Annotated in this window: 18 protein-coding genes; 12 read left to right on the top strand and 6 right to left on the bottom strand. The window is 48.6% G+C overall.

The window, feature by feature from the left end; genetic code table 11:
* Positions 1-165: 165 nt before the first annotated feature.
* A complete protein-coding gene (locus tag KI215_RS13030; RefSeq protein WP_420830197.1) occupies positions 166-549 on the bottom strand; it encodes a VOC family protein in 384 nt (127 codons plus the stop codon).
* A 323-nt stretch (positions 550-872) separates the two neighbouring features.
* Positions 873-2024 (bottom strand): cysteine desulfurase family protein, encoded by a 1152-nt coding sequence (locus KI215_RS13025; protein WP_212773143.1) that lies wholly within the window; start codon positions 2022-2024, stop codon positions 873-875.
* Between the two features lie 241 nt (positions 2025-2265).
* On the opposite strand from KI215_RS13025, the gene nadB reads away from it, so the two are divergent.
* From nadB to KI215_RS13000, 5 genes are all read left to right on the top strand, one after another.
* A complete protein-coding gene (gene nadB / locus KI215_RS13020) occupies positions 2266-3771 on the top strand; it encodes an L-aspartate oxidase (RefSeq protein ID WP_212773142.1) in 1506 nt (501 codons plus the stop codon).
* Between the two features lie 15 nt (positions 3772-3786).
* Positions 3787-4638: a carboxylating nicotinate-nucleotide diphosphorylase gene (gene nadC, locus KI215_RS13015; protein ID WP_212773141.1), complete on the top strand. Its 852-nt coding sequence runs from the start codon at positions 3787-3789 to the stop codon at positions 4636-4638.
* Complete coding sequence (gene nadA / locus KI215_RS13010) at positions 4635-5738, top strand: quinolinate synthase NadA (protein WP_212773140.1); 1104 nt, start codon at positions 4635-4637, stop codon at positions 5736-5738. Before nadC ends, nadA begins: the two co-directional genes overlap by 4 nt.
* Before the next feature lie 363 nt (positions 5739-6101).
* Positions 6102-7439, top strand: coding sequence for an aspartate aminotransferase family protein (locus tag KI215_RS13005; protein ID WP_212773139.1), 1338 nt, complete (start codon positions 6102-6104; stop codon positions 7437-7439).
* 11 nt (positions 7440-7450) lie between these two features.
* Positions 7451-8860: a sodium:solute symporter family protein gene (locus KI215_RS13000; protein ID WP_212773138.1), complete on the top strand. Its 1410-nt coding sequence runs from the start codon at positions 7451-7453 to the stop codon at positions 8858-8860.
* Positions 8861-8983: 123 nt separating this feature from the next.
* On the opposite strand, the gene KI215_RS12995 is transcribed toward KI215_RS13000, so the two are convergent.
* Complete coding sequence (locus tag KI215_RS12995) at positions 8984-9625, bottom strand: TetR/AcrR family transcriptional regulator (RefSeq protein ID WP_246512117.1); 642 nt, start codon at positions 9623-9625, stop codon at positions 8984-8986.
* Between the two features lie 219 nt (positions 9626-9844).
* Here KI215_RS12995 and asnB point away from each other — a divergent pair, with 219 nt between their 5' ends.
* The 5 genes from asnB (at position 9845) to KI215_RS12975 (ending at position 14186) form a co-directional block, all read left to right on the top strand.
* The gene (asnB, locus tag KI215_RS12990) at positions 9845-11665 is read left to right on the top strand and encodes an asparagine synthase (glutamine-hydrolyzing) (protein ID WP_212773137.1); all 1821 of its coding nucleotides are present in this window, start codon (positions 9845-9847) and stop codon (positions 11663-11665) included.
* 264 nt (positions 11666-11929) lie between these two features.
* Positions 11930-13048 carry an RNA-guided endonuclease InsQ/TnpB family protein gene (locus KI215_RS12985; protein WP_212773136.1) on the top strand — a complete coding sequence of 373 codons (1119 nt, stop codon included), beginning with the start codon at positions 11930-11932 and terminating at the stop codon, positions 13046-13048.
* Between the two features lie 91 nt (positions 13049-13139).
* Positions 13140-13349, top strand: a complete 210-nt coding sequence (locus KI215_RS16030; RefSeq protein ID WP_246512116.1) for a hypothetical protein — start codon at positions 13140-13142, stop codon at positions 13347-13349.
* A complete protein-coding gene (locus KI215_RS16025; protein ID WP_338048302.1) occupies positions 13321-13644 on the top strand; it encodes an MFS transporter in 324 nt (107 codons plus the stop codon). Before KI215_RS16030 ends, KI215_RS16025 begins: the two co-directional genes overlap by 29 nt.
* A 59-nt stretch (positions 13645-13703) precedes the next feature.
* Positions 13704-14186: a DinB family protein gene (locus KI215_RS12975; protein ID WP_212773135.1), complete on the top strand. Its 483-nt coding sequence runs from the start codon at positions 13704-13706 to the stop codon at positions 14184-14186.
* 185 nt (positions 14187-14371) lie between these two features.
* On the opposite strand, the gene KI215_RS12970 is transcribed toward KI215_RS12975, so the two are convergent.
* Positions 14372-15604 (bottom strand): iron-containing alcohol dehydrogenase, encoded by a 1233-nt coding sequence (locus KI215_RS12970; RefSeq protein ID WP_212773134.1) that lies wholly within the window; start codon positions 15602-15604, stop codon positions 14372-14374.
* Between the two features lie 42 nt (positions 15605-15646).
* Positions 15647-17143, bottom strand: a complete 1497-nt coding sequence (gene betB, locus KI215_RS12965; RefSeq protein ID WP_212773133.1) for a betaine-aldehyde dehydrogenase — start codon at positions 17141-17143, stop codon at positions 15647-15649.
* 834 nt (positions 17144-17977) lie between these two features.
* Here betB and KI215_RS12960 point away from each other — a divergent pair.
* Positions 17978-19663, top strand: coding sequence for a high affinity choline transporter 1 (locus KI215_RS12960; RefSeq protein ID WP_420830135.1), 1686 nt, complete (start codon positions 17978-17980; stop codon positions 19661-19663).
* A gap of 180 nt (positions 19664-19843) precedes the next feature.
* Positions 19844-20092, top strand: a complete 249-nt coding sequence (locus tag KI215_RS12955; RefSeq protein WP_212773132.1) for a hypothetical protein — start codon at positions 19844-19846, stop codon at positions 20090-20092.
* Between the two features lie 110 nt (positions 20093-20202).
* Here KI215_RS12955 and KI215_RS12950 read toward each other — a convergent pair whose 3' ends face one another.
* Positions 20203-20964 (bottom strand): amidohydrolase family protein, encoded by a 762-nt coding sequence (locus KI215_RS12950; protein WP_212773131.1) that lies wholly within the window; start codon positions 20962-20964, stop codon positions 20203-20205.
* Positions 20965-21068 lie beyond the last annotated feature (104 nt).

The following is a 21068-nucleotide window of genomic DNA, read 5'->3' as shown; positions in this document are numbered from 1 at the left end:
CCTTTGGCGGATCGAAGGCAGTGGTAGGGAGAAATCATCACATCACTGAATACATCCGACCGGAGTAAATAGTAGGACGGCCCCGCCAACGTGGACAAAACCTGTGATCCTGTCAGCCCTTAGAGACTCTGCTTCTGGCGATTGCTGGCCACTGTCAACGAACAGTTAGCTTTTTGCAAGGCTAAGTTGCCATGAAACACCAAATTTATCCACAACCCAACAAAACTTTTGACTAAATGGATAAGCTTGTAATGGCATTAAAACTGCTCCATCTTGAGTTAACTTCTCAAAGAGTCGATCAATCTCGTCTTCAGTATCACATTTTACATACAATGATATTGCAGGAGTAAATGTAAACTCATGCTTTACGCTACTATCTATACACATAAACTCTTGTCCGCATAGTGAAAAGGTAGCATGTTTCACCTTCCCCTCTTCACCATCTTCGTTCGCTCCATAACGAGTAATACTAATTATTTCTGACTGGTCAAACAAAGAAGTATAAAAATTCATTGCTTCTTCAGCCTTACCATCGAACATGAAAAACATAGTAATCTTTTGATTTGAAATTTCCACTGGAAAACTATCCCCTTTTTAAAATGTAAAATTTCTGGGCCTCAATAAATCGACCGAATATATGTTCTTGTTGATGTTATACAAATTATATATAAGCGGATACATGTTGTCAAATATTATTAGGTTTTCCAATATGGCGAAGAGGATAAAAGGCGGATAAAAGGAGAAAGGCAATGGCTCAAGTGATAACAAAAGCTCCCTCGGATTTCTGAGGGAGCTTTTATGACTGATATTCGACACCAGGAAGGCGTTTATCTCATTCCTGAACAAACCAGAAAACCTGAAAATATGGAGTGTCACCGAATTAACGACCGCAGATACGCGATGACTTCTTTTAACCGATCCACAAACAAATCAATCTCTTCCTCGGGCGTCGTACTGCCGAGTGAAATACGCACGCTTTGATGCGCCTCATCCTGGCTGCGTCCCATCGCCATCAGCACGTGAGAGGGTGCGTGTTTCCCCGCGCTGCAGGCGGAACCGCTGGAGACGGCAACACCCATCCGGTTAAGTTCGAGCATCACCGCTTGACCCTCGATGCGGTGGAAGCTGAGATTCAGGTTGTTGGGCAAACGTTGTTCGGGATGGCCGTTTAACCGTACTTCCCCGATTTCCGTCTCGATCCGACGCCAGAGCCGGTCGCGCAACCGGGTGAGTCGCTCCCGGGTCTCTTCCGCTTCGCGGGCGGCCAGTTCGGCCGCGATTCCCAAACCGACGATGGCGGGAACATTGTAGGTTCCGGGCCGCATACCGCGTTCGTGTCCGCCGCCGTGAACGATGGGGGAGATCCGGACGCCCTTGCGAACGTACAGCGCGCCGACCCCTTTGGGCCCGCCGATTTTATGACCGCCGATGGTCAGCAGATCGACATGAAGATCTTGCACCGAAAACGGGACCTTGCCGAAAAACTGGACGGCATCGGTGTGAAACAGCGTGTGTTTGTCATGGAGCAATCGGCCGATTTCCGCGATCGGTTGGATTGTTCCCACTTCATTGTTGGCCGCCATGATGCTGATCAAGATGGTGTCGGGACGCAGGGCTCGTTCCACATCTTGGACACGTACCAGGCCGTTTTCATCAACGGGCAGTTCCGTTACCTCAAATCCGCTCTCCTTCAGCGACCGGCATGTTTCCAACACCGACGGGTGCTCGATTTGCGTGGTGATGATGTGTCGACCTATGTGACGCCGCTTTTTTGCGGCACCTTGAATGGCCAGGTTGTTGGACTCCGTTCCTCCGCCGGTGAACACGATTTCCCGAGGGCTTTCAGCCCCCAGCGCGCGCAGGAGTTGTCTCCGCGCATGCTCAACCGCATCATGGGCGTGTTGTCCCCAATCGTGTAAACTGCTGGGGTTGCCAAATTCCGTTTCCATGTATTGAAGAATACCCATGCGCACTTCCGGCCGAACGGGCGTGGTGGCCGCATGGTCCAGGTAGATCCGTTTCATTCGTTTCGAACGCCGGAAACCCTTTGCCGGCGCTGTTCCCTCCCTTTGTTTGCTCAGTGATTAGCAAAGTGTTCAAACTCCCTTTCATTATAACGAAAGGGGACAGCAATTTCCTCCCTGTTACCGGGAAAGATTCGTAACCGTTTTCACCAGCTCAAAATTGGCAGTTGACATGAAGGCGGATCATATCAACAATAAGAGTGATCGGTTGAGTTGATTATGTGAAAGGAATCACAAATATATGCGGACAGTAAAAACGGATTATATTGTGGTGGGCAGTGGTATCGCGGGATTGATGACCGGTCTGTTACTGGGAAATACGGGAGAAGTGATCATACTGACCAAATCACGTGAGGAAGCGAGCAATTCATTTCGTGCGCAAGGCGGGATTGCCGCCGCCGTCGGCGAGGGGGATTCTCCCGAGCTGCATCGGGAGGACACGTTGCGGACGGGCGTTCAGCATTGTGATCCCACATCGGTGGATGTGTTGGTCAACATGGCGCCCAAAACGATTCAACTGCTGACGGAGTTGGGAGCGAAGTTCGACCGTGATGGTGAGCAATGGGCATTGGGTCGTGAAGGTTCCCACAGTGCATCGCGCATTCTGCATGCCGAAGGGGATGCAACGGGTGCGGCAATCACCCGGGCATTGCTCCGGCAGGTGGCGAAGCGGCCGCATGTGCACTTGATCTCCCATACAATGGTTGTGGATTTGGTCGTATCCGGCGGGGAATGTGTAGGCGTAATCGCAGCCGACGCCGAAGCGGGTGAGACGTTGTATTTGGCGCGCGGTGTCGTGCTGGCCACGGGCGGTTGTGGTCAAGTGTACCGCTATACAACAAACGACCTTGTATCCACGGGTGATGGGTTTGCCATGGCGAGACGGGCGGGCGTGCCGCTGATGGATATGGAATTTGTCCAGTTTCATCCCACCGCGTTGGCAGTGGAACAAAATCCGATGTTTTTGGTTTCGGAAGCAGTGCGCGGTGAAGGTGCCACCTTGATCAACGATCGCGGTGAAGCATTCATGCAGCGGTATCATACGTGGGGCGATCTGGCACCGCGTGATGAAGTGTCACGGGCAATTTACAGCGAAATGCAACAAGGACGTCGCGTCTTTCTGGATGCCGGTGTGATCGGTGAACGTTTCGCCCGACGGTTCCCCACGATTCATCGCTATTGCCAAACACATGGAATCGATCCGGCAAGTGACCCGATTCCTGTCACACCTGCCGCACATTTTATTATGGGCGGAATTCGCACCGATTCATACGGGCAAACGCGACTTTCCCGTTTGTTTGCATGCGGGGAAGTGGCATGCACCGGTGTTCACGGTGCCAACCGCCTGGCGAGCAATTCCCTGTTGGAGGGAGCCGTATTTTCCCAGCGTGTGGCGGAACGGATGGCGCACCTGCCACCGCGGGAAAAAGAGCCGGTTCAAGTGCCTCATGTCGAACTGTACACGAATCGTAAGCAATTGGACCAGTGGAAAGATCGAATTCGGACGATCATGTGGGTAAAGGCAGGTATTGTTCGAACGGCGCAGGGCTTGGCCGAAGGGTTGAATGCGTTGCGCGAGATGGAAAACGAAGTACCCGTCTTTGCATGGGAGTGCCGCAATATGATCACTGTGTCGCAAGCCATCATGCAATCGGCTTTGTGGCGTCAGGAAAGCCGCGGTGGACACTATCGGGCGGATTTTCCGGAAACTTTGGAGGAATGGGCGAAAAAACACCGCGTTGTGTAGAAAGGGGCGGGGGAGATGAACCCGTTGGAACTGGATGCCGTCATCCGCACAGCATTGAATGAAGATGTCGGACCGGGAGACATCACAACGGAAGCTTTGGCGGAAGAACATCATGAGAGCGCGGCCGTATTTATTGCCAAACAACCTGGCGTTATCGCCGGTCTGCCTGTGGCGGAACGCGTGTTTCGACTATTGGATACGGATGTGCGGTTTGAACGGTTGATGGAAGAAGGAGACGAAGTGGCGGCATACACCGCTGTAGCCCGCGTAACCGGACTGACGCGCGCCCTGCTCACGGGGGAGCGTGTAGCGCTGAACTTCATGCAGCGGATGAGCGGCATAGCGACAGTGACCCGCCAGGTCGTGCGTCAAGTGGAAGGGTTGGACTGCGTCATCCTCGACACGCGTAAAACGACGCCGGGACTGCGTCTGTTGGAAAAGTACGCCGTGCGAGTCGGCGGCGGCACCAACCACCGGTATGGTCTGAGTCACGGTGTGATGATCAAGGACAATCACGTGGCGCTGGCCGGCAGTTTGGAAGCGGCTGTTCGCCGGGTACGGGAACGCGTGGGCCACATGGTGCAAGTGGAAGTGGAGTGCGACACGCTGGAACAGGTGAAGGAAGCACTGAAACTGGACGTGGATGCCATTCTCTTAGACAATATGAAGCCCGCCGAGCTGAGGGAAGCGGTACGTTTGATCGATGGCCGGGTGTGGACGGAAGCATCAGGCGGTATCACACCGGACAATGTACGAGAAGTCGCAGAAACCGGTGTCAATGGCATTTCGCTCGGCTGGTTGACGCATTCGGCCAAGGCGTTGGACATCAGTTTGGATTGGACAGGAGAAAAGGGGGATGAGCGATGATCGACATGTTGACAGCGGTGCATCAGGATTTGCCGGAAGAATACCGCACGCTTTCCGATCAGGAACTGGATCGCCGCATCACGGAAGCGAAGCGACGGCTGGGATCGGACTTGGTGATCCTGGGACATCATTACCAGCGTGATGATGTGATCCAATTCGCCGACTACCGTGGGGATTCGCTGAAACTGGCCAAAATCGCGGAGAAACTGCACGATGTCAAATATATCGTTTTCAGTGGCGTTCACTTCATGGCCGAAACGGCAGACACACTGACCACGGATGAACAGATCGTCGTGTTGCCCGATATGAAAGCGGGTTGCTCCATGGCCGACATGGCGGACATCGATGAGGTGGAAGAAGCGTGGGAAGTGATTCAGGAAGAGTTCGGTGACACGGTTATCCCGGTTACCTATGTCAACTCCACCGCGGCGATCAAGGCGTTTGTCGGTCGTCATGGCGGGACAACCTGCACGTCATCCAACGCGGAGGCCGTGCTGAAATGGGCGTTTGAACGGAAAAAGCGCATCCTGTTCTTGCCCGATCAGCATCTGGGCCGCAACACCGCGTACAAAATGGGCATCCCGCTGGAGCAGATGATTATCTGGGCACCGACGACGGGTGAATTTGAGGATTACCATTGTGATCGGGAAGACGTGCGCATGATCCTGTGGAAGGGGCACTGCTCCGTGCACCAGAAATTCCTCCCCGAGCACGTGCACCGCGTCCGCGAACGCGACCCCGAGATGAAAGTGATCGTTCATCCCGAGTGCTCGTTTGAGGTGGTGCAACTGGCAGATGACAATGGTTCCACCGATTATATTATCCGCACGATTGAAGCCGCCCCGCCGGGAAGCAAATGGGCGATTGGCACAGAGGTCAATCTGGTCCAACGCCTGGCCCAAGAGCATCCGGAACAGAAAATCATGTTGCTCAGCACGACCATGTGCCCCTGCCTGACAATGAACCGGATCGACCGTCCGCATCTGTTGTGGGCTCTGGAAAACCTGGTTGAAGGCAATGTGGTCAACCAGATCAAAGTGGACCCGGAAACCACTCACTGGTCCAAAGTGGCACTGGATCGGATGCTGGCGATCCAATGATGATGAAAAAAACGACCGTCGCCCGTGTTTGAATGAGGGAGACGGTCGTTTTTTTCATCAAGACTGCCAACATGAGAAAGTTTACTGATCCATGGTCATCCGAGCATATTCATTTATGAATTAAGCTAGAAGCTGGTTAAATAAATCGGTATACGGAATGTTATGCAAATTTGAATTAATTGAGAAGGGAAAATGAAAAAAGAAGGGATCAATCGTTGAGATGAAAAAGTCATGAATACCTGAGCAAATAGAATCAGCCGGCTATCCTTTGTTCTGAAAATTGTAAAAACAATATATAGAATAAATCTTGGCATAAAAATTGCTTTAATTAAAAGATAGCAAAAAGGGGGAGGAGAAAATGCCGTGTCAACGAGTTGGGTTGCTTTCATCGAACAAATAGATCAATTGCTTGCACCAAGTATGGCAAAAGATCATCCCAACCTGCCGGTAGTGAAAGAAGAAGGATGCTATTACTACGGCGCAGACGGAAAGAGGTATCTTGATTTTACCTCCGGGATCGCCGTGACAAATACCGGACACCGTCATCCCAAAGTGGTTCAGGCGATTAAGGATGAGGCTGATCACCTGTTGCATGGACCGTCGGGAGTGATCATGTATGAATCCATTCTCCGGTTGGCGGATGAATTAGGAAAAATCACACCCGAGGGATTAAACTGCTTTTTCTTTGCCAATAGTGGAACCGAAGCGGTTGAAGGAGCAATCAAACTAGCCAAATACGTCACGAGACGCCCTTATGTCGTATCGTTTACGGGTTGTTTTCATGGGCGTTCCATGGGGGCGTTGAGCGTAAGCACTTCAAAAAGCAAATACCGGAAATTTTTGCAGTCAAACGGTCTTACTTACCAGATTCCTTATGCCAATACAAAAGAGTGTCCGCCAGGTGAAGATCCTGAAGAATTTTGTGTGCGGAAGTTGGAAAGGGACATCAAAGTCCTGTTTCATCACCAGGTTACACCGGAAGAAGTAGCCTGTATGATTCTGGAACCCGTACTGGGAGAAGGGGGTTATGTAGTTCCACCACGAGCCTGGATTCGTAAAATTCGGGAGATTTGCGACCGTCATGGGATTTTGCTCATCTTTGATGAAGTACAAACAGGATTTGGCCGTACAGGAGAATGGTTCGCAGCACAAACATTTGGTGTCACACCCGATATTATGGCGATTGCCAAAGGAATTGCCTCAGGTCTTCCATTAAGCGCCACAGTAGCCTCCCGGAAATTGATGAAAAAGTGGCCGTTAGGAGCGCATGGAACCACATTCGGTGGAAATCCGCTCGCCTGTTCGGCTGCTCTGGCCACCCTTGAAGTAATCAAGGAAGAAAAGTTGATTGAAAATTGCCGGGAGATGGGAAGGTATGCACGTGAGAAACTCGAGTCCATGAAACGCAATCATCCGGTGATCGGTGAGGTTCGCTCGATCGGTTTGATGATCGGAATAGAGATTGTTCATCCGCAGACCGGCGAACCGAATGGAGAAGGGCTCTTAAACATCCTCAACAGATGTTTGCAAAAAGGCGTGTTGTTTTATTTCTGTGGGAATCAGGGTGAAGTGATTCGTATGATCCCGCCGCTTACTGTCACCAAACAGCAAATTGATGAGGGACTGGGAATGCTGGATGAGGCTCTGACAGAGTATGAAGAAGAATTTTTCAGCATCCTGAAAGAGATGAGATTGAATTAGGAGGGTTTATGATGCAATTGCTTGATATCATTGTCATTCTGATTTATTTTGGTACGATGGTTGTGATTGGTGTATACGGTTCAATGAAAGCCAAAACAACCGAAGAGTATGTCTTGGCCGGAAGGAATTTAGGATTCTTTATGTTCTTTGGTTGTATGGCGGCGGTCATTTTGGGTGGGGCATCTACGATTGGAACCGCAAAACTGGGTTATCAGTATGGAATATCTGGTATGTGGTTTGTAGTAATGATTGGCTTAGGGATACTCCTATTGGGGATTTTTATGATCAAGCCACTATTTGGGGAAAAAGTAAAAACAATCAGTGAATTATTGGGCAAACGTTATAATACCGAAACCAGGTATCTAAGTGCGATTGTGGCTAGTATCTATACGCTCATGGTTTCTGTTACGCAAGTGATTGGAATGGGGACAATTTTTCATGCAGTACTTGGTTGGGATAATCATTTATCCATGCTGATCGGCGGAGGGATTGTACTTTTTTATACACTGCTGGGTGGTATGTGGAGTGTCACCATAACGGATATTATCCAATTTGTGATCAAAGCGACAGGTATTTTTGCCATCATGTTACCCATGAGCTTATATGCAGCAGGTGGCTGGTCAAATTTAGTTTCCCAATTACCCAGTACTCATTTCGATGTGACTCACATTGGATTAACCCAGATATTTCAATATTTTCTGCTTTATACCCTTGGATTGATTATTTCTCAAGATATTTGGCAACGGGCATTTACAGCAAAAACAGAAAAGATTTCTCGTACCGGTAGTATCTCTGCTGGTGTTTTCAGCATTGCTTATGCGATTGCGATTAGTATCATTGGGATGTGCGGCGTTGTTGTCATACCAAACATAGATAATCCGCAAAATATTTTTGCTGCTATGGCGTTAAAAATTCTCCCGCCCGGTGTATTGGGTCTTGTGCTGGCTTGTGTGTGTTCCGCGCTGATGTCAACTTCCTCAGGTACGTTGCTCGCCTCGTCTACTTTAATCACGAATGATATACTCAAACCATTTTTCTTCAAAAAAGCAGATGAAAAGCGATTCATGATCGTATCTCGAGTGGTTACTTTCTTGGTTGGATTGACTGCGATCGTCTTTGCGATTTGGATTCAAGATGTATTAGTTGCACTGGATGTAGCGTATGCGATTCTCTCTGGAGCCATATTCGTACCTGTTGTGTTAGGGTTTTTCTGGAAAAGAGCAACAGCGAAAGCAGGATTTTATTCCATTATCATCAGCACTTTGGTTATCATTGCCGGGTTAGCGATTGAAGGAATTACTTCAACCAATCCGATTATGTACGGAATTGCCACCAGCTTCCTCGTGATGATCATCCTCTCACTGATCACTACGTCGAAAGAAGTTGTTCATGACGAGACAGCCAAGCGGGAGCTTAGTTAGATTTCAAACGGCCTTCCACACTGCTATCTGGTTTGGGCGAAACTGTTCGGAGTGGAATCCCCTTAAGGTCGGGAGACACAATAAGCCGCTTTGACCCATTGTGGGTTCAGCGGCTTCTTCTTTTTATGAGTCATGGGGCTCAGGTGGAAGTTCAAACGGAGGGATCTGCAGATGCTGTATCCGCAAGCGTGTCAACTGTGTGGCCATGTAGTGAGGTGAATAGGGCATATCGTGTTTGAGCCACCAGGATATGACGCCCAGATATGCGGAAGCGGCATAGTGGATCAAGATCTCTTTGGGAACTTTGGGATGGATCTCATGGCTCATGCTTTGTTCCAGACGGCTGTTCAAGACGTTGACGAATACGTCCATGAGCCGGAACCAAAAGCTTTGTTGCCCTTTTTTGCCGAGCATCACTCTGTAAAATTTCTCGTGTTTGGCAACATGTTCGAATACATAGACCAGGTCGGGAAGTGGCTGGACGACATTTCCGTCCGAATCGGTGATATCATAGTCGATCAGCTGGCATTCCTTCATTCCGGTTACCAATTCATTCAATATCTCTTCCACGCTTTGCGCGAGCAGATCTTCTTTGTCCCGGTAATGCAAATAAAATGTGGCGCGGTTGAGGGTGGCACGCTGAGTAATGTCTTGCACAGTGATGGCACTAAATCCTTTTTCGCCGATCAGCTCGATGAGTGCGTTTCTCAGCATTTGGCGAGTGCGGATGACGCGCGGATCCAATTTTCGGGGTTTGGATGACACGCGTTACCCCTCCTTTGTTGATCTTTTTGTTAATTGATAAACAAATCTATTCGATTTGTTGCATAATCGACAAATCGCCCGGAATTGATCATTGTAATCACCGTTAACAGTATTATAATTGACAATGTGTCGTTTAAAAAACGGTTTGTTTAAAAAATGGAATTGTATGATTGTGTCGGAGCCGCTTTCCATTACAGTTATGGATAGGAGATGGTACACATGTGTGGTATCGCCGGTTGGATCGATTGGGAAAAAGATCTTTCGGGTGAGCGGCCGGTCCTGGAAAAAATGGCCCAGGCGATTCGCCATCGCGGACCGGATGCGGACGGATTTTGGCTGTCGGAAAGGGCCGCTTTGGCGCACCGCCGCCTGATTGTGATCGATCCGGAAGGCGGTCTTCAGCCAATGGTGTATCGCCAAGGGGATCGTGTTTATACATTGACATACAACGGAGAGATTTATAACTATCTTGAGTTGCGCCGTCTGTTACAGGAGCGCGGCCATGTATTCAAGACCAATTCCGATACAGAAGTGCTGTTGCACACCTATTTGGAATGGGGCGAAGATTGCGTTCGTCATCTGAACGGGATTTTCGCTTTTGCCATTTGGGATGAAGCGGATCAGAAACTGTTTTTGGGTCGCGACCACTTGGGGGTCAAGCCGCTTTTCTATGCCGAACGCGGTAGCGCCGTCTTGTTTGCTTCCGAAATCAAAGCTTTGCTCGCGCATACGGCTGTCAAACCGGAATTGGATCAGGACGGGTTGGCTGAGATTTTCGGCATGGGGCCGATGCGCACTCCTGGCGTCGGGGTGTACAAAGATGTGAAAGAAGTGCGTGCCGGCCATACCGTTGTGTTCACGCGAGAAGGAAAACGCATTACCCGTTATTGGGAGCTGAAAAGCAAACCGCACACGGATGATGTGGAGACGACTGCTGAGCGCATTCGCGAAATCTTGGAAGATACCGTGCGGCGCCAACTGATTTCCGATATGCCGCTCGTGGCGATGCTCTCCGGTGGTTTGGACTCCAGCGGGTTGACGGCGATTGCCGGGAAAGAACTCGGCCGGGAAGGGAAAACGCTCCATACGTATTCACTCGATTTTGTCGGCAGTGACCGGGACTTCCAGGAAGACTTGCTCCACCGCGATTTGGACCAACCCTGGGTCAAACGGGTGTCCGAACATGTGAAAACCGAGCATCACACCATTGTCCTGGATACGGATGAACTGCTGGAGCACATGCTGGTGCCGCTTCGAGCCCGCGATTTGCCGGGTATCGGGGAAATGGAAACATCGCTGTATTTGTTGTTCAGAGAGATGAAAAAAGATGCGACGGTGGCCTTGTCCGGTGAATCGGCGGACGAGGTGTTCAGCGGTTATCCCTGGTTCCACCAAGAAGAGTTTCTGAATGCCCGCACGTTCCCGTGGCTGGTGAGCACCGGTTTCATCAGCAGGGTCATGTCCCCGGAAGCGTTGGAAAAAGCCCGTCCGGATGAATATGTAGCGGCGAGATACGAAGAAGCGATTGCCGAAGTGCCGGCACTGCCCGGTGAAACGGTATTGGAAGCGCGTCAGCGGGAAATGTCTTATCTCTTTATCACCCGTTTCTTGCCGTTCATGCTCGACCGCAAAGACCGCACCAGCAGTTATGTCGGGTTTGAAGTGCGTGTTCCGTTCTGTGATTATCGCTTGGTGGAATACCTGTTTAATGTCCCATATAAAATGAAAACGGTTGATAACATCGAAAAAGGGATTTTGCGGCGCGCACTGAAGGGTTATTTGCCGGACGATGTACTTTACCGCCGAAAAAGCGCATATCCGACCGCACAAAATCCGAACTATTTCCAAGCGGTCAAGCGCTGGATGAAAGACATTTTGAGCGATGCCAATTCCCCGGTGTTACCGCTGATCGACAAAAAGAAAGTGGAAGCGATTATAGATGGAAAAACAGATCTTAATGACGGTAGAATCACCAAATTGCTGGAATACCTCATCCAAGTGAACACGTGGTTGAAAGAATACGGGATTGTTATTCGTTAACCTTATCGTTGTTGGTTAAAAAAAGTACAAAAGCCTGCTACTGTTGAGGTAGCAGGCTTTTGTACTAATGAATGAATATGCAGGGGGCGATGTTTTCCCGGATGGGCGACCTTCAGGAGCCCGGTAAAAGGTATTTACAAAAATATTAGAAATATGATACAAATAAGAGAACAATCTTTAACAGAATTTTTACGGCATGAGACGGGTTTTTTTACAGAAGAATCAGTTAATGAAGCGGAACCGTAAAAAGAGGAGGTGATCACGTTGATAAGAACCTATAAATTCAGGCTGAAACCAACGAAAGAGCAAATCGAGAAAATGGAATGGACACTGGGCATGTGCCGCCGGCTCTACAACTCCATGCTTGAACAACGAAAGTTCGCCTACAAAAGACGCGGAATCACGTTGAACTATCACAAGCAAGCAGTAGAACTCCCGGCACTCAAGAAGGAGATCCCGGAGTTCAAAGAGATCCATTCCCAGGTTCTTCAAGACGTAGCCAAGCGGTTGGACAAAGCATTTCAAGCGTTTTTCCGTCGTATTGAGCGTGGGGAAAAGCCGGGATACCCTCGCTTTCAGGGTAAGAACCGATACGATAGCTTCACCTATCCTCAAGCTGGCTACAAACTGGATGGAAGGTATCTGAAGCTCTCCAAAATCGGCGATGTGAGAATCAAGCTACACCGCCGGATCGAAGGAAAGATCAAGACTTGCTCCATCAAGCGGAAAAACGGCAAGTACTACGCTTGCTTCTCGTGTGAGGTGGAAGCAACACCTATAAGTACCGGTAAGCAAGTAGGAGTGGATTTGGGGATCAAACATCTTGCTGTGACCTCTGATGGGGAATATTTCGACCACCCTAAGTATCTTCGTCAGTCGGAAAGAAAGTTGAAATGGCTCCAACGGATGGTTTCCCGCAGAAAGAAGGGCTCTCATCGTTGGAGAAAAGCAGTTACGATGTTGGCCAAATGCCATGAATACATAGCCAATCAGAGGAAAGACGCAGCTCACAAAATCAGCCGATATTTGGTGGACAACTACGATGGGATTGCCTTTGAAGACTTAAACATTCGGGGGATGGTGAAAAATCACCATTTTGCCAAGAGCATTGCAGACGCAGGTTGGAGGATGCTGGTTCAATTTACGGCTTACAAGGCAGAGTGGGCCGGTAAGCAAGTGATGGAAGTGGATCCTCGCAGCACGTCGCAAGTTTGCTCGGAGTGCGGTCGGATCGTAAAGAAGACCTTAAAAGATCGTACCCATCGTTGCTCATGCGGATATGTAGCAGACAGAGATGTCAATGCTGCAAGGAATATCCTGTATCGAGCGATGGGATACGATCCTGAACCAAGATACGGGAAATTAGAACTTAACTTTTTCTAGGCTTGGACGAAGCCTTCGTGGATGGATGTGGGTTGCCACGCCAGATGAAGCGAGAAGCCCACGGATTAAGCCGTGTGGAGCAAGTCACTCCGTGCTTCATTCACTGGAATACACGGCTTTCACATTTTTGGGGTATCCGATTGGTTCATTGTTATCACTGCCGTTGGTGGAACGGATTGACCGCAAATGGCTGATTGTTATTTCCGCTTTTCTGATGGCTGTGTTTGGCATTTCATTTGGGGTGACGGAGAATCCAACGCTCATCATTTTGTTTGGTAGTTTTGTACACACTGGTCAGTAATGTCTTTTCCAACGCCTTTCATATTTATCAGGCCGAGATTTTTCCAACCTCTGTCCGCGCAACAGCTACCGGGATCGCCTACAGTTTCAGCCGCTTCATGAGAGGGTTGATGCCATTCCTGTTGCTTCCGATTTTAAAACAATACGGTTCCACGGTCATGTTTACGGTCGTTGCCATTGCGATGGGACTTATTATGCTTGATATCGGTTTGCTCAGGCCGCGAACCACGGGACGATCCCTCGAAGAAATCAATGAGAACAGATTCCATCCTTCTGACTCAAATATCAGTATGTAAGAGTGTTTGAGTCTTCTTCTTAACTTTTCATTTATAAGGAAAATCCATGGGGGGATATTATGAGTACAAAAAGCTTGGTGTTGTCCCTACTGGATTTCAGATTTGATAATAAGGCTGGTTTCGTTCCACTGGTATCTGCTCTTGAAGGAGTACGGGCAGACGAGGCTGCATGGCAGCCACATGCCAATAGTCATTCGATCTGGCAAATCGTAAACCACATTGTGTTTTGGAATGAAAACATATTAAAAAATTTGCAGGGCAACACGACACCGGTGAATATAGATAACAGTGCAACGTTTGGAGACCCTGGAGATCCTACAGACGAGACTGCATGGCAGGCTACTGTTGAGAGGATGAAAGAAGTCTGTACGAATATACAATTAACATTGTCCGACTGGGACGAGAACAGGTTTGATACACCTTATGATAACTCTGCTTCGTCACATAAGCTCGTGCTTGCAGAGTTGGCAATGCACGACGCATACCACATCGGACAAATTCTCTATATTCGTAAATTGTATGCTGCGCGAGCCAATCATTAATGACGTGTCGATATGGATACAGCTCGACTCAATTTAACCAATTCAAAGGGGCTAGCCCAAAGTAGTAGGTGAGATGATTGCAGGCGTGACAAGAGAAGGGTGGCCTTTTCTCCAGCGAGGACATTTTTCACAAGAGCGAGAGAAAAGGCCACCCAGTCAAAAACGTCACCATCGTTCACAACATTTTAAACACTGACCATCGACTTGCTGTTCTCTTCGATCGTCGACGGCTCCAAATTGAAGCAGCGGCGATAAATCCATTCATAGCCTTGTACGTCGATGTCGCGCGGATTGCCAATCGTTTGCGGATCATTGTATGCTTCCTGTGCCAAGCGTGGAATCATATCGGCAGGTACGCCTTGTTCTTCCAGGGTTGGGATTTCTACATCCCTGACTAATTGATAAACTGCTTTTACTGCTGCTTTTGCGGCTTCCTCGACGCTCATGCCGTGGATGTTCACACCCATTGCCTGTGCAATACGTGCATATTTTTCGGGTTCTCCCATCCAGTTATATTCCATGACAGGCCCTAACAGCGCCGCCACGCATTGACCGTGAGCCACAGGGATGATTCCACCGAGTGTTTGAGCCATTGCGTGTGCGGCCCCCGCTGATTCGCTCCCATAGGAAAGTCCGGCAAGCATGGCTGCATGCGACATGGCATAGCGCGCTTCAATATCTTTGCCATTGGCTACTGCTCGGCGCAAGTACTTCGCAACATACTCGATGGCGAGCAGCGCAACGGCATCCGTCATCGGTTGAGCATAATGACAAGTATAGCATTCAATGGCGTGAGACAAGGCATCAATTCCCGTTGCTGCCGTAATATGCGGAGGCATGGAGACGTGAAGTTCCGGATCGATGATCGTTAAATGAGCAGCAATCAACGGACCTCCTACATTAAATTTAAATTGGCGATTCGGGTCGGTAATCACTGCCCATTGCGTAACTTCACTACCCGTCCCGGCTGTAGTAGGAATCGTGGTTAGCGGCGGAATCCGTTTGGAGAGCGGTTTTTTCCCCTCAGCCGCTTCATACTCCAAAACGGGTTCTCCGTGGACTACCTCCACCCCTATGGCTTTGGCCGTATCCATCGAGCTGCCGCCGCCAACTGCCACAAGGCCGTCACAGTTTTCATCGAGATATACGTTTGTCCCATCAGCCACAATATAAATAGACGGGTTTGGTTCCACTCTGTCAAAAATCACGACTTCAATCTGGGCTTCTTTTAAACTTGCAACAACGGGATCAATCAAACCTGCTTTTTTTACACCCGGGTCCGTGACAAGCAGCACTTTGTTGACACCGAGTTTTTTCACTTCTTCTCCGGTGTGCTTGATCACACCAACGCCGTGTTTTACGATCGTTGGCATCTCAAAGCTTTTCAATCTGCTCATTCTTTCAAAACGCATGAACATGTGTGATCTACTCCCTTTATGTAAATGTAAATGAAAAAACTGCTAGAAAACTTCTTTTGCTTTCGGCTTGACCTCTTTGAACCAATTCATCGGTTGCGGGTTTGTGTTTAAGTAGATATGTTTTATTTCCGTGTATTCTTCCAAACCAATCAGGCTTAGCTCACGTCCGATTCCCGATTGTTTATACCCGCCCCAAGGAGCTTGTGGGAAATACGGATGATAATCGTTGATCCATGTAGTGCCCATGCGCAATTGTCGGACAACCCGTTCTGCCCGGTTCAGATCGCTAGTCCAAACAGCACCTGCCAATCCGTACACGCTGTCGTTTGCCAGACGAATCGCTTCTTCTTCCGTATGGAAAGTCTCAACAGTAAGCACCGGACCGAAAGATTCCTCTTGAACAATGCGCATACTCGTATGGCAATTGGTGAAAATAGTCGGCTCGATGAAGAATCCTCTTTGCAGTTCCGGATTTTGGGGTCGTTTGCCTCCAAGCACAAGAGTGGCTCCCTCTTCCAAGCCCATTTGAATATATTTTTCGATTGTCGCTAGATGCTCGGCGGAAATCAACGGGCCCATCTGTGTATCTTCGTCAAAACCGTTACCCAGTCGGATGTGTTTCGCCTTTTCGACGACTGCTTCTACAAACCGGTCGTGAATGGATGCTTCCACAAGCAGCCGTGCCCCGGCGGAACATACTTGTCCGGCATGGAAAAACACAGCGTTCAGAGCGTAATCTACTGCTGTCTCGAAATCGGCGTCGGCAAAAACAATGTTCGGGTTCTTTCCTCCAAGTTCCATGGAAATTTTCTTGAAATTACCGGCTGCTGCTTTCATAATCTGTCTACCCGCTTCTCCACCGCCGGTAAAAGAGATTAAATCCACGTTGTGGTTTTCCGCCAATTCAGCGCCAACAGTCGAACCAGGTCCCAATACCAGGTTTGCGACGCCAGGGGGTAACCCCACCTCGTCAAATATCTCGAACATTTTTATTGAGGTAAGCGGAGTAATTTCCGCAGGTTTCAGTACAACTGTATTCCCTGCTGCGAGTGCCGGAGCCAATTTCCATGAAGCTTGTAACAATGGATAGTTCCAAGGTGTAATCAAGCCACAAACTCCCACCGGTTCACGAACCACTCTGCTGACAGAATGGGGATGGGGGGACTGAATCATATAGCCGCCGTCCTTGTCGGCAAGCCCTGCGTAATACTGGAATACATCAGCGATTCCATCCATATCAGCCAAGCTTTCAATCAGCGTTTTGCCCGTATTCAATGTTTCTAATTCGGCTAGCTCCTGTCTGTATTCTTTAATCTTAAGGGCTATTTGAAAGAGAATTTCTCCTCTTTCAATAGCGGTTAGATTTCTCCACTCTCCGTGATCAAACGCTTTTCTTGCCGCTTGAATGGCATCCATCGCGTCTGAACGGTCTCCACGTGGTACAGTGGCGATCACTTCCTGATTGAAGGGGTTAATAATCTGCTTGGTCTGCCCTGAACGAGAATCCACCCACTTGCCATTGATGTACATCTTGTTCATCTTTCCACCCCTTTAAAAAATAAACAGAGCCTTCTTTCATATCTCAAAAATTCACAGGATACGGAGTGGCGACGTTGCTTGAATCGGTACTGAACAGTCGGTAACAGCCTCTACACGCGGGAAGAAGAGCAGCAACGCGATCGCGGAATGGGACTGATCCGCACTGCGAAGTTGATTTTTTCATCAACGATGTCTGAGTGATGCAATTGGTTACAGTCGTAACTCACCGTAAATTCCATGGGACGAAAGGTTGGTAAAAGGCGGTGTCCAGGTGCGAGGTTCATCATCGTCATCAGTGTGACACCGGGAAGTGTTGTCATCAGGATGGGCAGCAGTGAGTAGAGGAGAGCTGAAGTGAGTTTTTTTCTTGGTTAAAAAGCGTGGTTTTGTGGGGGCGTTCTGATGGTATTCCATCATTACGGTGGATTAGTGCGTGCAATTTTATCATGGTGAATTAGTGCGTGCATTTTTTCATTATTTTTAAGGAGTAGTGTAGCAGTGATGTCAGATGTAGTGCTTGAGATGACGTGAGAATGGTCAGCATCCGCAGACTGTTTCCTTGGACAACGCCCAAGTTCAGTTTGTATGTACCCAAATCAGTGACGTAACTGTTACTTTACTACGTTTTCACCCCTTACCAGCATAAGGCATTTTCTACTAAATCAACAATTTCTACTGTAGGATGAGCACCGCTTGATAAATATTCTAACATTTCTAGTTTGACCGAACAATCCCTAGGGAAAAGATAAATCAAGAAAATAATCGCAACTTATTTAAGTCTTTATTCGTCAAATAATGATAAAAGTAATTTTTTAGAAGGAAGTGAGTCGGAAAATGGAAACGTTGAAAACAAGCCAATCGAATCCATCCTCAGATATGGCTGTGCAAGATTTGAGCGTACAGAAAAGTTCCGGGACCTTTTGGACACCATTAAAAACGGCTGTCATCGGTTTTTTTGTATTTACTGCGATCACACTGGCTTATTCGTATTTTTCAAAAAGCGAGATATACTGGCCCGGATTGATGATCATGCTCTTGCTATACTGTGTTTTTTATTATATCGGGGCGAAAGCGATTACCAAGAGAAAAGGGAAAACGGATGACATGCTTGTAGCTGGAAGAGCGATGCCCCTATGGATCTCTATGTTTACCATGACAGCCACCTGGGTCGGCGGCGGATACATTACCGGTACGGCGGAAAGCGTATACAAATCAGGGATTGTGTGGACTCAGGCCCCTTGGTGTTATTCAATCAGCCTGATTATCGGCGGAATCTTTTATGCTCGAAAAATGCGCAAACTAAAGTTTATGACCATGCTTGATCCACTGGAAGCCCGTTTCGGTAAAAAGATGGCCGGTCTCCTCTATATTCCCGCGTTGATGGGGGAGCTGTTTTGGAGCGCGGCGATCTTAACCGCTCTGGGAACAACATTCGGAGTGATTCTCGGATTTAGTTTTACTGTGTCGATTATTTTTTCTGCCGTTGTTGCTGTTGCTTATACGGTTGTTGGCGGACTGTGGGCTGTTGCTCATACAGATGTTTTGCAGTTAACGATTATGTTTGTCGGATTATTTCTTGTCTTACCTTTTGCTTTTTCCCATGTGGGAGGATTTACGGCCGCTTTTGAACATTATCAGGCAGGTATGAAAGATTCTTTGAGTATTTTCCCCCCTCTCACAGGCTGGAAAGATCCTGACTGGGGGAATTACTACTGGAACTGGTGGGATTACTCTTTGCTCCTGATTTTTGGCGGGATCCCCTGGCAGAGCTATTTTCAGCGTATACTCTCTGCAAAAAATGAGAATGTAGCTATGTGGTTATCCATTACTGCTGGATTGTTATGTGCAGTAGCCGCAATTCCTCCGACGCTCATCGGGATTGCCGGTTACAATGCGGACTGGAAAGCATTAGGAACAACAGCCCCTGAAAACTCCTCCATGATACTTACTTATGTATTCAAATATATGACCCCCGACTTGGTCGGTGCGATTGCGCTTGGCGGATTAGCTGCAGCAGTTTTGGCCGCCGTCGCCGCATCGATGTTGTCAGCCTCCGGCATGGCCGCTTGGAATCTATATCGACCCTTGGTAAAGCCGAAAGCAAATCCCCACCAACTACAACAAATCATTAAACGTTGCATTATCATTATTGGAACGACTGCTACACTGATCGCGTTAAATGCCAAGAGTGTCTATGCTCTCTGGTACTTATGCAGCGATTTGGTATATGTGATTTTATTTCCTCAGTTAACCTGCGCGCTGTTTTATAAGGGAGCAAACCGTTACGGGTCTCTTGCTGGGTTCATTGTGGCAATGGTGCTGCGTATCGGAGGAGGAGAACCTCTTCTCGGTTTGCCGCCGCTCATTCCTTATCCGATGATTGAAAACGGTACAGTACTGTTCCCCTTCCGCACTTTTGCCGCAATAGCAGGGTTTGTCGCCATTTTCGTTGTTTCTCATCTGACCCGACGTATCTGTCCCCCGAAGCAACTGAAAGGTGACTTTCTCCACACGGCCTAAGCACCAGAGAAACTCCCTTTGGTCGCCGTGTGGGGCAAGTCACGAAAAAAGTTCGGTATGTGTCCCAAAAATCCCCTGTAATTTCCTGCGATCACAGGTTCATCACGGAGTCATGATAAAGATGCGGGTACGCAACGGTTGAGCTCAGATCCATCTGTGCTCTCATGAATGGGGGTACAGATGGATCGACCAAAGATTGCATACAGGTCATGCCATTGGCTTGTATGCAGTCGGAGGGAAGATGCCGTACGGTTGGGAAAGGCTCCGTTGCAGTCGGGTATCAACCTGATTGCAGCGGGGTCCCAACCGATCGTACGGCGTCGAGCGAAGATCGTGCAGGGTTCCGAAATGATTCCATACAGCCGTTTGGTTGTATGGGGTTATGAAGAGATCCTGCGCGATCGAACGAACCATCATCATGGGTTGTGAAATGTTTGGTCATGGTCGAAAGATCATGGCTGGATATGAAGCGATTCATGATGGTGTAAGGTAGACCGTTGCGTACTCGTGTTTTTTGTTCGAATTGGCACTAAAGCTCCTCATTTACTCTCCGTTATAACGGGCCGATACCATTCCACAGCATTGCGGTAAAGCACCTTTTCCGCAAGCGCTTCCCCAATGGTCTCACGGATGAGATCAATATCCGCATCCTGAAATGGTCTTTTGGCTCTGGTGGAGGGGAGATCCGTGCCGAACATCAATGCATGGGGATTGACTGCAGTGATGGATCGAATCGCCTCTCTTACGTCCAAATCCACTCTGCCGAATCCTGTTGCTTTGACCCGCACCCCTTTTTCCACAAGAGAAAGCAAAGTGGGAAAACTATCACGGGTTAACCCCAGATGATCGATGGAGACAGCAGGCAATTGGGTCAACAATGGGGCAAGGTCGGTCAACATCTGGGAATTGATGTACAGTTCCACATGCCAGCCTGCCAATTCATATACACGTCGGGCGAATGGCTCCAACCGGGACAATGGCACTGATCTCCCGCGATGTATGTTGAATCGGACACCCCTGACCCCGATTTGGTGAAGGTGCAAGATTTCTTCATCGGGATAATCGACAGGCAGTTGAGTGACTCCGACAAAGTTGGGACCCAAGGTTTTCAGCGCTTCTGCCAGATAGCTTTGATCAAATGATTGAAAGGAACCGGAAACGACTGCACCTCCGATTACACCAAGGTGACGGGTTCTTTGAATGTAATCCTCACAAGTAAAAGGATCAGGTAAAAAGCCTTGATTTTTCGTCAGGGGAAAACGTGGGTCGATGATATGAAAATGGGCGTCGAAAATGGTCACCGATTCTGAAAACTCCTTTTAAAAATTAGACAGGATATGATCGAAAGATGAATCCGGGAACCGAGTCGATGAGCGATTCCCGGACTCGATTTTTTTGACGGGTA

It is taken from the genome of Polycladomyces abyssicola, from assembly GCF_018326425.1.
GTDB classification, from domain to species: Bacteria; Bacillota; Bacilli; order Thermoactinomycetales; family JIR-001; genus Polycladomyces; species Polycladomyces abyssicola.
Note: the sequence above shows the minus strand (reverse complement) of the source record. Positions and strands in the feature narration are given on the sequence as shown.